Annotated in this window: 11 protein-coding genes and 1 tRNA gene; 6 read left to right on the forward strand and 6 right to left on the reverse strand. The window is 59.3% G+C overall.

What is annotated here, in order from left to right; all coding sequences use genetic code 11:
• Positions 1-80: 80 nt before the first annotated feature.
• The 3 genes from OTERR_RS06955 to OTERR_RS06965 are packed head-to-tail and all read right to left on the reverse strand — an operon-like array spanning position 81 to position 5784.
• Positions 81-1553, reverse strand: coding sequence for an efflux transporter outer membrane subunit (locus tag OTERR_RS06955; protein WP_149425266.1), 1473 nt, complete (start codon positions 1551-1553; stop codon positions 81-83).
• Positions 1553-4714, reverse strand: coding sequence for an efflux RND transporter permease subunit (locus OTERR_RS06960; protein WP_054620595.1), 3162 nt, complete (start codon positions 4712-4714; stop codon positions 1553-1555). Before OTERR_RS06960 ends, OTERR_RS06955 begins: the two co-directional genes overlap by 1 nt.
• 29 nt (positions 4715-4743) lie before the next feature.
• A complete protein-coding gene (locus OTERR_RS06965; RefSeq protein WP_246154383.1) occupies positions 4744-5784 on the reverse strand; it encodes an efflux RND transporter periplasmic adaptor subunit in 1041 nt (346 codons plus the stop codon).
• Between the two features lie 294 nt (positions 5785-6078).
• On the opposite strand from OTERR_RS06965, the gene OTERR_RS06970 reads away from it, so the two are divergent.
• The 3 genes from OTERR_RS06970 (at position 6079) to OTERR_RS06980 (ending at position 7263) form a co-directional block, all read left to right on the forward strand.
• Positions 6079-6693 (forward strand): TetR family transcriptional regulator, encoded by a 615-nt coding sequence (locus OTERR_RS06970; RefSeq protein WP_054620597.1) that lies wholly within the window; start codon positions 6079-6081, stop codon positions 6691-6693.
• Between the two features lie 73 nt (positions 6694-6766).
• A tRNA-Ser gene (locus OTERR_RS06975) sits at positions 6767-6857 on the forward strand.
• A gap of 199 nt (positions 6858-7056) precedes the next feature.
• Positions 7057-7263: a hypothetical protein gene (locus OTERR_RS06980; RefSeq protein ID WP_149425268.1), complete on the forward strand. Its 207-nt coding sequence runs from the start codon at positions 7057-7059 to the stop codon at positions 7261-7263.
• Between the two features lie 112 nt (positions 7264-7375).
• Here OTERR_RS06980 and rnhA read toward each other — a convergent pair whose 3' ends face one another.
• The 3 genes from rnhA to OTERR_RS06995 all read right to left on the reverse strand — a co-directional run bounded on the left by rnhA (position 7376) and on the right by OTERR_RS06995 (position 9920).
• Positions 7376-7819, reverse strand: coding sequence for a ribonuclease HI (gene rnhA, locus OTERR_RS06985; protein WP_149425269.1), 444 nt, complete (start codon positions 7817-7819; stop codon positions 7376-7378).
• Between the two features lie 32 nt (positions 7820-7851).
• Positions 7852-8433, reverse strand: coding sequence for a BRO-N domain-containing protein (locus OTERR_RS06990; RefSeq protein ID WP_149425270.1), 582 nt, complete (start codon positions 8431-8433; stop codon positions 7852-7854).
• A gap of 899 nt (positions 8434-9332) precedes the next feature.
• Entirely contained in the window at positions 9333-9920 is a 588-nt protein-coding gene (locus tag OTERR_RS06995) for a recombinase family protein (protein ID WP_149425271.1), read from the reverse strand.
• Positions 9921-10313: 393 nt separating this feature from the next.
• Here OTERR_RS06995 and OTERR_RS07000 point away from each other — a divergent pair, with 393 nt between their 5' ends.
• Genes OTERR_RS07000 through OTERR_RS07010 form a run of 3 tightly spaced genes read left to right on the forward strand, consistent with a single transcriptional unit; the run spans position 10314 to position 12745 of the window.
• On the forward strand, positions 10314-10688 hold the full coding sequence (locus tag OTERR_RS07000) for a very short patch repair endonuclease (RefSeq protein ID WP_223116016.1): 375 nt from the start codon (positions 10314-10316) through the stop codon (positions 10686-10688).
• Positions 10666-11952: a DNA cytosine methyltransferase gene (locus tag OTERR_RS07005; protein ID WP_149425273.1), complete on the forward strand. Its 1287-nt coding sequence runs from the start codon at positions 10666-10668 to the stop codon at positions 11950-11952. The genes OTERR_RS07000 and OTERR_RS07005 overlap by 23 nt, the downstream gene beginning before the upstream one ends.
• A complete protein-coding gene (locus OTERR_RS07010; protein WP_149425274.1) occupies positions 11915-12745 on the forward strand; it encodes an endonuclease in 831 nt (276 codons plus the stop codon). Before OTERR_RS07005 ends, OTERR_RS07010 begins: the two co-directional genes overlap by 38 nt.
• Positions 12746-12749: the final 4 nt, after the last annotated feature.

A 12749-nucleotide genomic window follows, 5' to 3' on the forward strand; every position in this document is an offset into this window, starting at 1 on the left:
TGCTTCCCCTCAGGCGTATTGTCCGCCCATGAAAAAGCCCCGCCGGGTCAGGGCGGGGCTTTTCGTTGCTGCGATGATGCTCAGTTGGCCGGCTGGCCTGGCGCAGCGGCATTGGCCGCCACCGGGGCGTTGCGCGGGCTGCTGTCCTGCCAGCCGCCGCCGAGGGACTTGAACAGGTCCACCGTGGCGCTCAGGCGCGTCTGGCGGGCCGAGATCAGGTCCATCTGGGCGTCGTTGGCGGTGCGCTGGGCATCGAGCACTTCCAGGAAGGGCGAGTAGCCCGACTTGTAGCGCAGCTGGGCCAGTTCCAGGGTCTTTTGGGCCGCGTCGGCCCGGGTCTGCTGGGCGGCTTCGCCTTCGCCAGCCTCGCGTACCGAGACCAGCGCGTCGTTGACCTCCTTGAATGCGGTCTGCACTGCCTTCTGGTAGGTCGCCACGGCCTGCTTCTGCCGCGCCGTGGCCTGGTCAAGTCGGGAAACGTACTTGCCGGCGGCGAAGATCGGCATGGTCAGCCCGGCACCGTAGGACCAGACACTGGCCGGGGAGGTGAACAGGCTGGACAGGGATTGGCTTTCGCTGCCCAGGTTGCCGGTGAGCGAAATGGTCGGGAACAGGGCGGCCTTGGCCACCCCGATCTGGGCGTTGGCCGACACCAGCAGCTCTTCGGCCTGACGCAGGTCGGGACGGGCCTCCAGCAGGGTGGAGGGCAGGCCCGCCGGCGGTACCGGCGGCAGGGGCAGGGTGCGCAGATCGCCCGCCGCCACGGTCAGGTCGGGGCGACCGGTGAGCAGGGCCAGTTGGTTGAGGGTCAGGGCCCGCTGGCGACGCAGGGTGGAGGTCTGGGCCAGCAGGGTGGCCCGGTTGGTTTCCGCCTGCTGCACGTCCAGGGCCGAGGCCAGGCCGCCGCGCTGGCGGTTCTGGGCGATGGTCAGGGCCTCTTCCCGGCTCTTCAGGCTTTCCTGGGCCGCCACCAACTGGGCATCGTAGGCGCGCAGGGTGAAGTAGGCCTGGGTTACTTGGCCGGCCAGGGTCAGCTCCACCGTGTCACGGTTGTAACGACTGGCCAGCGCCTGGGCCCGGGCTGCCTCGCTGGCGCGGCGCAGTTTGCCCCACAGGTCGAGTTCGAAGGAGGTGGCGAGCACTGCCCGGTGGTTGACCCGGACCGGGTCCACCGAGGCAGGCAGCGGCGTGGCGGTCACCGAGCTGATGCGCGAACGGGAACTGGCGCCTTGTGCGCTGATCTCGGGGAAGAAGGCCGAGTTGGCCTCCCGTACCAGACCGTCGGCCTCTTCGAGGCGCGCCACCGCCAGCAGCAGGTCGGTGTTGTAGGCGCGAGCCTGCGCCACCAGATTATTGAGGGTCGCATCCTGGAACAGGGTCCACCACTCCTTGTCCACCGCCGTGGCGCTGGCCTGGGCGGTGGCCTCCGCCTGGGCGAAGCGCTCGGGCAGGGCCGTGTCGGGACGTTGGTAGTCGGGCCCCACGGCACACCCTGCCAGCAGCAGGGCGGCGGAGAGGGCGGCAGCCAGGGTTTTCAGTTCAGGGCGTTGCATTACTGGCCCTCCTTGTCGCTGGCCTGAGCCGGTGCACCGGTCGCAGGTTCCAGCTGATGATGGGGGTGGTGGCCGGTGGGGCGGCGCATCTTGCCCCGGGACAGCCAGCTGAAGAACATCGGGATGAAGATGGTGGCGATGAAGGTCGCCGCCAGCATCCCGCCAAACACGCCGGTACCCATGGATTTGCGCGCTGCGGCGCCGGCCCCGCTGGCCTTGACCAGGGGGAACACGCCGAGGATGAAGGCCATGGAGGTCATGACGATGGGGCGGAAGCGCAGACGGGCGCCTTCCTGGGCCGCTTCGAGCACACCCATGCCCTCGGCACGTTTCTGGGCGGCGAATTCCACGATCAGGATCGCGTTCTTGGCTGCCAGACCGATCAGTACCACCAGGCCAATCTGGAAGTAGATGTCGTTGGGCATGCCGCGGATCATCACCGCCGCCAGGGCGCCGAACAGGGCGAAGGGCACGGCCATGATCACCGCCAGGGGCAGGGTCCACTTCTCGTACTGGGCCGCCAGGATCAGGAACACCATGATGATGCCGAAGCCGAAGGCCACGGCGGAGGTGGTGCCGGTGCGCTTTTCCTGGAAGGCTTGGCCGGTCCAGGCCAGCTCGTAGCCGGCCGGCAGGGTTTCCTTGGCCACTTCCTCAACGATCTTGATCGCGTCGCCGGTACTGACCTTGGGGATGGAGTTGCCCATCACCTTGGCGGCGAGGAAGCCGTTGAAGCGTTCCAGCTGCTCCGGACCAACGATCGACTTGACCTTGATCAGGGCCGAGATGGGCACCGCGGCGCCGCTGCTGGAGCGTACGTAGACCTTGCCCAGATCTTCCGGCTTGGCCCGGTAGGCGGCGTCGGACTGAAGCTGGACCCGGTAGGTGCGGCCGTTGAGGTTGAAGTCGTTGACGTAGAGCGTACCGATGGAAGCCTGCAGGGTCTGGTAGACGTCGCTGACCGGAATACCCATCGAGATGGCCTTGGCCTCGTTCACTTCGACGTAGAGCTGGGGCGAGGTGGGGCGGAAGAAGGTGTTGATGCCCACCAATTCCGGCCGCTTCTTCAGGCCATCCATGAACTGCTGGATGACGCCGGCCAGTTTCTGCGGGTCGGCCTCGCCCCGGGCCTGGATGTAGGCCTCGAAGCCGCCGGCGGCGCCCAGGCCGCGGATGGCGGGCGGGTTGAAGACGATGCCCAGGCCGTCCGGCAGCATCATGCCCATGCCGGTGAATTTCTTGGCCAGGTCGTCGGCCACGCCGGTCCGTTCCTTCCAGTCCTTGAGCGGGATGAACACGGTACCGGCATTGGGCTTCATGCCGCCGCCGATGATGTCGTTACCGGCAATGACGAAGACTTTGTCCACCGCTTCGTCCTGCTTGATCATCGACTGGAACTGCTCGCCGGTGGTCCGGGTGCGCTGCAGGCTGGCGCCGTCGGGCAGCATCAGGGCGCTGATCAGGTAGCCCTGGTCTTCGGCCGGCACGAAGCCGCCGGGGACCGCGCGGAACATGAAGATCGAGCCCCCCAGGATGATGACGCAGGCGACGGTACCGATGATGCGGTGGTGCAGGGTCTTGTGCACCGTGTTGGTGTAGGACTTGGTGAAGCGCTCGAACAGACGGTTGAAGGGTCTGAAGATCGCCGGCTCCTCGTGCTTTTCCTTGAGCAGCAGGGCACACAGGGCCGGGGTCAGGGTCAGGGCGACGACCCCCGAGATGGTCACCGAGATGGCCACCGTCACGGCAAACTGCTGGTACAGCTTGCCGGCGATGCCGCCGAGGAAGGCCACCGGGATGAACACCGCGCACAGCACCAGGACGATGGCCACCACCGCGCCGGACACCTCGCGCATGGCTTCGATGGCCGCCTCCTTGGGCGCCATCTTTTCTTCCCACATCAGGCGTTCGACGTTCTCCAGCACCACGATGGCGTCGTCCACCACGATACCGATGGCCAGCACCATGGCGAACAGGGTCAGGGTGTTGATCGAGAAACCGAACAGCCACAGGCCGGCGAAGGTGCCGATCAGGGAAACGGGCACGGCCACTAGGGGAATGACGGTGGCGCGCCAGTTCTGCAGGAAGAGGAAGACCACCGCAGCCACCAGCACCAGGGCTTCGACCAGGGTGTGCACCACTTCACTGATCGAGGCCTGGACGAACTTGGTGGTGTCGAAGGGGATGACGTAATCCATGCCGCTGGGGAACTTCTGCTTCAGTTCCTCCATGCGTTTCTTCACTTTGTCGGCCACCTCCAGCGCGTTGGCGCCGGATTGCAGGAAGATGCCGACGCCGACCACGGGCTTGCCCAGCAGGGTGGTGCTGGCATCGTAGTTCTGGGCGCCCAGCTCGACCCGGGCCACGTCCTTCAGGTACAGGGCGCCCTTGGGGCCATCGGCGCGCACGACGATATTGCCGAATTCCTCGGGGGAGTTGAGGCGACCCTTGGCGGTGACGGTATAGACCAACTGTTGGCCGTTGGGAGCCGGTTCCTGACCGATCTTGCCGGCAGCGTTCTGCTTGTTCTGCGCGCTGATGGCGTTGGCGATCTCGGTAGTGGTCACCCCCAGTTGGGCCATGCGGTCCGGCTTCAGCCAAATCCGCATCGAGTAGTCCAAGGCGCCGAAGATCTGAGCATCGCCCACGCCGGGAATGCGCTTCAGGTCATCGAGAATGTTGACCAGGGCGTAGTTGGACAGAAAGAGCGGGGTGCGGCTGTTGTCCGGCGAGGTGACGGTGGCCACCAGCAGGATGTCGTTGGAGCGCTTGGCCACGGTCACGCCGAACTGGCGCACCACGTCCGGCAGGCGAGGCTCGGCGATCTTGACCCGGTTATTCACGTTCACCGTGGCCATGTCGATGTTGGTTCCAACCTCGAAATTGGCGGTGATGGTGAGGGTGCCGTTGGAGGAGGCCGTGGAATTGAAATACATCAGGTTTTCAATCCCGGACAGCTGCTCCTCGATGGGGCCGGCCACGGTCTTGGTCAGGGTCTCGGCGGAAGCGCCGGGGTAGGAGGCGGAAATGATCACCGTCGGCGGAGCGATTTCCGGGTATTGGGCGATCGGTAGCCCCCGGGCCGCCATGATCCCGGCAATGACGATGATGATCGAGATGACCGATGCGAAGATCGGTCGATTAATGAAAAAGCGTGACATGGTAGGGGTGCTTCCCTTTCTGGCGCAGCTTACTGCTTGCCTTGAGCGGCAGGCTGGGCGGACGCCTTGGCGCCGTCGGCGGCAGCCTTGTCGGTTGCAGCAGGGGCTTCGGCCGGCTTGGCGGCGGGCTGGCCCTGGGCCGGCGCGGCGCCAGGCGCTGCCTGGGGACCGTGGGGGGCCACCGGGGTGCCGGGGCGGGCCTTCATCAGGTTGTCCACAATGACCTTGTCGCCGGCCTTGAGGCCGCCGGTGATGACCCAATCTTTACCGCGCCATTCGGCGGTCTGCACAGGGCGGGGAGCGACCTTGCTTTCCGCATCCACCACCATTACCAGGCGGGCCTGTTCGGTCTGCAGCACAGCAGCCTGGGGCACCAGGAAGACGCCTTCCCGATTGCCGGTGAGCAGGCGCACGCGCACAAACTGGCCGGGCAGCAGCTTGCCGTCGGCGTTGTCGAACTCGGCGCGCAGCTGTTGAGTGCCCAGGGTGGGGTCGATGGTGGAGGCGAGGAAGTTGATCTTGCCCGGCTTCGGATAGACGCTGCCGTCCGGCAGGATCAGCTCGACGCCGCTGACCATGCCGGGTTTGATCTGGCCGCCGGGCAGGGAGGCCGTGTCGGATTCGGACAGACCGAAACGCACCCACATCGGATTGGACTGATACACCGAGGTAAGCAGGCTGGCATCGGAGGTATTGATCAGGTTGCCTTCAGACTTCACGGCCCGGCCGGAAACACCGGACACGGGGGCGGTGACGGTGGTCCACGACAGATTCAGCTGGGCCTGGCGCAGGGCAGCCTGGGCAATGGCGTTATTAGAGACAGCGTCGTCGTATTCCTTTTGGCTGACGGCCTGCTGGGCGATCAGGCCTTTCAAGCGGGCTTCTTCCCGAGCTGTCTGGTCGGCCTTGGCCTTGGCTTCGGCCAAGGCGATCTCATAAGGAGCCGGGTCGATCTGGAAAAGGGGCTGACCGGCCTTGACCGGCGCGCCTTCCTGATAGAGGCGCTTGAGCAGGATGCCACCCACCCGGGCACGCACCTCGGTTTCCTTGGCGCCTTCGGTCTGGGCCATCAGTTCCAGAGCGCTGGGGATATTTTGCGGTTGAACTTCTTGCACCGTGACCGGTAGCCCGCCTGGAGGCATTCCTCCACCCGGCCCGCCGGTTTCGGCGGGCTTGGAACAGGCGGCCGCGAGGGCCGCTACGACTGCCAATACTCCAGCCCGCACGGTTTGGCGGGCGATCCACATGTTCTTATGGTGTTGCATGGAATTCTCCGTTGGAGGCGTAATCGGTGCTATTATATACAGTCATGATTGTATGTAAATCATGTTTTGCATTTCCGTTTTGTATTTATACAGGTAGCCATGGCCCGCAAAACCAAAGCCGAAGCCGAACGGACTCGACAGCAAATCATTGATGCTGCACGACAGGTATTTCATGCCAGCGGCGTCAGCCGAACCTCGCTGGAAAAGGTCGCCCAGGCGGCCGGGGTCACCCGTGGTGCAGTGTATTGGCACTTCGCCAATAAGGCCGAGTTGTTCACGGCCATGCGCGAGCATTCCCACACCCTGATCGAACCCGCCGATCGGCTCGTCCTGTCCGAGGATTTTGCCGATCCGCTCGACGCCGTCGAGCAATCGATGCTGGCTTTTTTCCGCGTCCTGGAAGAGTCGGAAGAGTTGCGCCAGACCTTCGAGATTATGTCGCTGCGTTGCGAATACGTGGACGAGTTTTCCACCGTACTGCACGAAGTCAATGGCCCCTGCCTGGAGTTCCTCGGCAAGCTGGAGATCGCCTACGCCCGCGCCCGCGACAAGGGCACCCTGCGCGAGGGGTTGAGCCCGGAAGCCTTGGCCCTGGACACCATCTCGTTTACGACCGGCGTGTTCCACAACTGGCTTTCCAGCCAGCCCGGGGAACGCTTGCGCACCGAGGTGCCGTCCATGATCCGCACCCATATCGCACTGCGTCGCCGCTAACGCTAAAACAACCAGACCCGACAAAAGGCTTTGACTAATCCCGGAAGTTTGCTACTATGCGCGCCTTCCACACGGAGAGGTGGATGAGTGGTTTAAGTCGCACGCCTGGAAAGCGTGTGTAGGGTAATACCCTACCGCGGGTTCGAATCCCGCCCTCTCCGCCAGTATTACGAAAGGCCCGATTTCTAAACCTAATCAATAGGTTGCTGAAGTCGGGCTTTTTTCGTTTACCACACGCTTTTACCACACACTCGTTGTTTCTTAGTTGATGCCGGTAATTGCACATTGACAACCTTTGCCCCCGTTGCAGCAATTCTTGGCTCCGCTTACTTCCTCTTCAACAAGACCAAGGAGGTAATGCCTATGCTCTTCATCCATCGTCCCGTGTTTTTCCGCCTGGGTCGCCTTGAGGTGTTCGCTGAGGGCTGGAGTCATCAGAGCGGGGAGCGGTGGATTCAAACCGAGAACAAAACAACGGAAGCCGCAAGGGAGTTCCAACTCTGGATGCCGGGGCTTCACCTTGTGGCGTGTCTGCTGCGTCGGCGTGAAGTTGCCGAAGTGTCAGCCTGATGGTCTGACAAAAAGGACAGATAGGCACGTGTCATGACAAAAATCGTGCCAGATTTACGAAAAAAGCCCAAGACCACCTTTCGAGGGGTAGCTTTGGGCTTCTTTGTTTGTGTCAGTCGCGGATTGACTCGATTCCGAGATTCGCCAGAGCATCAGCGCGTTCGTTGCCGGGGGTCCCATTGTGGCCTCGCACCCAATGCCACTGAATGTCATGGACTGAGGCCATCTCATCAAGCGCCTTCCACAGGTCGGCGTTCTCGACCGGCTTTCCGTCAGCCTTGCGCCACCCCTTGGCTTTCCACTTAGGGAGCCATTGGGTGATGCCCTGAACAAGATACTTGGAGTCCGTGTAGAGGATGGCAGGAAGGGGGCGTTTGAGGGCTTGCAGTGCCTTGATGACCGCTGTCAGTTCCATCCGGTTGTTTGTGGTCTCAGGTTCTCCCTCGTACCGTTCCTTGTACTGTTTGCCTCTGCTCAGGGTGACACCCCAGCCACCGGGGCCGGGATTGCCTCGACAGGCACCATCCGTGTAAATCGTAACGGGTTGATCAGCCATGCTGCCACCTGTCTCTGTACGTCCTGACGGACTCAGGCACACAGAGCGGAGACGCCCTGATCGACGAGCTTCTCCATCAGCGATACAGGGAGATCAAACTTCAGCGCGGCCTCTTGGATTGCCCATTCGCTACTCGCTTGGCTTCTGGCTGGTGATTTCCAGTGATCATGCTCAGTCTGCCTGTCGTAGTAGCGAAGAGCAGGGAGAGCATTTTCTCGGATGGTCTTGTGAAGAGCGGCCACCAATGTTGGTGACAGGCTCTCCTGACCTGCCAAGTAACCGCCATGCTGACGGATCGAGGGAAGCACTGTGGATGTAACCCATTTCTTGAAACGCTTGGCTTCCTTTCGGCGACTCCTAAGGATGGCAGAGTAGAGACCCGATTCGTTGATGATCAGGACTACTTGATCGCCGCCAAGGGTACCCACAATCTGGGTATCCTTTTCGTCGTCATCAAGATTGCGAACCATCTTTTCCGCATCCCGGTAGCCAAGGATTTGAGCAACATCTTTGGCGATGAGCCAAGGTTCGCCATCACGGGAAAACGCCCGGACAGGGGATTGAGATTCTGCGGAGTGATCGGCAGATGGAAATGCGAAGGTAATCACGTTCATGCGTGTAGTCTTCCTATCGGTAAAACCCGCGTGAAGCCCCTCCATGTCAGCCACCAGCCCCCACTACACGGGGAACTGACATGGCAACACACGGGCTTTACGGATCGGGCTGGTTAAGGGAATGGCCTTGGGGAGGCCGGGGTGAGGTGCACAGGAACACCAAAGCGGTCACGCTCGGTTCATCACCGGGTGGCCTTCGGTATCACCTGTGTTGGGTCTTCATCTTGGTTATTCATGGATGAAGAACATGGAGGCGGGGTCACCTCGGAAAGATGCTGGTCTCTCCGATGTCACACGTTGGGGGAACCTTCGGTGACACCATCGGTATCACCAGCGTTGATACTGAAGATGCTGATGATCAGGGATTGACCCTAGATCATCTTCAGATTCCCCTCCACCCTCTCATCCACCACGCCGCGGCATACACAAACCCAAGCGGCTGTGCGCTTAGGCTGGTTGTCGAGGATTACCGTGTGGTCTGCCTCGATGCTGGTTCCACCACCTCCAGCACCGGCTACGTCAAGTTCGCCACATCTACTCGTCTGCCTCGATTGGCGGCAGATTGAACGAATCCCATGATGATTCGCGGAGCGATGGACGCTTGAAGACCCAAAGGACAAGGGCAGAGGAGCGCGTCGGTTTCATGGGCTTGACCCTGAGTCACCTTCGAGTTCCCCGGAAGGGCGTTCCTTCCTATGGGGTGTCTTAATTGAAAATCGTTGAAAAATCAGTTGGTTGCCAATATCATAAAATGACGATTGGTTTGCCGATTGATGGGTTCTTCGGCAAGGCGCACGAAACTCACTACAAGCGGTTTTCTTGATTGGGTAATGGGTTGGTGTTGCCAGGCTTCAAAAAACGGCTTTTGTGCACCTTTGCATTCGTCTGAGCGGTGTTGCTCAGGTGGTGGAAGTCTCGCTTTCCCTAATCCGCATGATCGTTTGGCGGCTGGTGTTGAAGTCACGGGCAAGCGCAGCGACAGCTTCACCCTGTTGGAGTCGCTGAAGGACTTCGGCTCGTTGCTCTTCGGTCAGAGCAGCAGGGCGTCCACAGTGCTTCCCTTCCGCCTTGGCTCTGGTGAGTCCCTGCTGGGTACGTTCGATCAGCAGGTCGCGTTCAAACTCGGCAACAGCGGCGAGAACCTGCATGGTCATCTTCCCTGCTGAACTTGTCAGATCAACACCACCCAAGGCAAGGCAATGAACCCGGACACCGATCTGGGCCAGTGCTTCGACAGTTGCCCTGACATCCATCGCATTACGTCCAAGGCGGTCGAGCTTGGTGACAACAAGGATGTCTCCTTCTTCGAGTCGATCAAGGAGCTTGGCAAAGGCTGGACGTGCAGAGGCTTGGGTAGAGCCACTGATGCACTCAGAGACGATTCTCTTGGGGTCAATGCTGAACCCTGCCGCTTTGATTTCCTGAACCTGATTGTCGGTGGTCTGATCGGTAGTGGAGACTCGGCAGTAAGCGAAGAGACGGGACATGGACAACCTCGTGTGTACGAAAACGGTGTCCGTATATTCGATGTGTCCGAAAATTCTGTCAAGCTATGTTTCGGACATGTCTGGGCGAGGTGTCCGTAAGGGGTCGGTTTTGGACTGCACCCCAAAGGGCTTCAGGGGCAACGCCGACCAAGACACTCATCGGTCAGATGAGTCCGCTCAAAGATTGTGGGCAGAGAAAGAAAGTCGCAGGTGGTTTCTGGGGCGCGAGGGGGTGGAGGGGGGAGTCGTCAGGTCTCACTCCAACGATTCCCCTCTGAGATTTTTGCGGCGTTTTCAGACCGACATTTTCCGGAGGTCATCGCGTGTCAGGTGCTGCTATGGGACAATATTCGAATGGTAGACACTCGCACTGCACAGAAGCGTAGCGAGATCATGTCGAAAGTTCGCTCAAAAGATACGAAGCCTGAGCTTGTGGTGAGACGAATGATCTTTGGCATGGGGTATCGTTACCGTCTGCATGTCGCTTCATTGCCCGGAAAACCAGACATTGTGATGGTTGGGAGGCGAAGGATTGTCGATGTGCGAGGTTGCTTCTGGCATGGACATGAAGGGTGCAGGTATGGAAGGTTACCCAAGACCAGAGAGGATTTCTGGGGGACGAAAGTCGAGCGTAATCGAGAGCGGGATAGGCTGAATCAGGCCAAGCTGGAACGCGCTGGTTGGCGTGTGCTGGTGGTCTGGCAGTGTGAGTTGAAAAATCAGGAAGTATTGAAGGCAAGGCTGCATGAGTTCATCGAAGCAAAATAATCGTCCGATTGGTATTGATCTCTTCGCGGGGGCGGGCGGGTTGTCGCTTGGTTTTGAACAGGCTGGATTTGACGTTGCCGCTGCTGTTGAAATCGACCCAATTCACTGCGCTGTTCACGAATACAACTTTCCAGATTGCGCGACCATCTGCGCGAGTGTTGTTGATCTGACGGGGGAAGAGATTCGTCGTCGCGCAGGATTGGGCAACAAAGAAATCGACTGTGTTTTCGGTGGGGCACCTTGCCAAGGATTCTCGATGATCGGAAAGCGGGTGCTGGATGACCCACGAAACCAACTGGTGTTTCACTATGTTCGCTTGGTTCGAGAATTACGCCCGAAATACTGCGTTTTTGAGAATGTTAAGGGACTTACAGTAGGGAAGCACAAGCAGTTCCTGGCCGAGCTAATCGAAGCACTCGCTCAAGCGGGATACGATGTCCTGCTGCCATATCAGGTACTGAATGCTGCTGATTTTGGTGTTCCGCAGGATCGTCGCCGTCTTTTCCTTATCGGGACTCGAAAAGGTGAAACTATGCCGGATTACCCTTTACCCACGGGTCGGGTAACCGTAAAGGAGGCGATTGGAGATTTGCCTAATGCTGATGATTTCAGTCAGTTAATGCTCACGGATTCTATTTCCGTTAAGTTCAAAACTGAAAGCGAATACGCCAAGCGACTGCGTGGATTTGATGTCGATCCGGAAGACTTGAGCTACCCCCGCGATTTCGATCCTCATGTTCTTTCGTCCAGCCTTCGTACCGAACATACTGAGGTGTCTCGGAAGCGTTTTCTTGAAACTGCGCACGGCAAAAATGAACCAGTCAGCCGTTTCCACAAGCTGAACCCGGATGGGGTAAGCAACACCCTTCGCGCAGGAACAGACAGTGCAAGAGGTGCATTTACGTCACCTCGCCCAATTCATCCTTACCACCCGCGTGTCATTACGGTAAGAGAAGCGGCTCGTCTCCACTCCTACCCCGATTGGTTCCGTTTTCATGTTACCAAGTGGCATGGATTCAGGCAGATTGGGAACAGTGTTCCTCCACTACTTGGAAGGGCTGTGGCTGGTCAGATAGTCAAAGCACTTGGTGTTAAGCCAACGAAGCCATCTGAAACAGTCTCGCTCGATGATTGCGATCAACAGCTACTGAGCTTTGACATGAGTAAAGCAGCGAGTTACTTCAGTGTTCCACCTTCGGTGATTGCGCAGAGGACACGGAAATCCTATGACAAAAAAGAAGAAAGCGAGGCGGCGAGTGTCTAAGAAAGAGAAGAATCGCTACGACGCGATCATTGAGAATATTTTCGCGAATCATTACTCAACCAAGAAGAACACGTTCGAATTCACACGCGAAGAGTTCGAGGAAACCGCTACGAAGCTGGAAATCAAACTCCCGAAGAATATCGGCGATGTCTTGTATTCCTTCCGCTACCGCAAAGATTTGCCCGCTACCATCACCAAAACTGCACCGGATGGGCTGGAGTGGATCATTGAGGGGGCGGGGCGAGCTAAGTACCGTTTTCGTTTGGCGAGTGCCAACCGGATTGTTCCCAGCACCACTCTGGTTACTATCAAAGTGCCGGATGCAACCCCGGAAATCATTACGGCTTATGCCCAGTCTGACGAACAGGCACTGCTGGCAAAGGTTCGCTACAACCGCCTAATCGACATTTTTCTTGGAATCACGACTTACTCACTCCAGAATCACCTGAGAACCACGGTGAAGGAAATTGGGCAGATCGAGATTGATGAAATCTACGTCGGAGTTGATAAGTACGGTCGTCAGTTTGTCATTCCTGTACAGGCCAAGGGGGGGGGCGATAAGCATGGCGTGGTACAGACGCAGCAGGACATTGCTTGTTGTGCTGCAAAGTTTCCGTCACTTATCTGTCGTGCTGTTTCGGCGCAGTTCATGCACGATGACAAGATCGCCTTGTTTGAACTGACCGTAGAGGATGGGGACATCAAGGTGGTTGAAGAACGGCATTACCAACTCGTTGCCTCAAAAGAGATTTCTCCCGCAGACCTGAAGGCATACAGCGTTCGGAGAAGCTGAAATA

The sequence above is a fragment of the Oryzomicrobium terrae genome (assembly GCF_008274805.1).
GTDB lineage: Bacteria > Pseudomonadota > Gammaproteobacteria > Burkholderiales > Rhodocyclaceae > Oryzomicrobium > Oryzomicrobium terrae.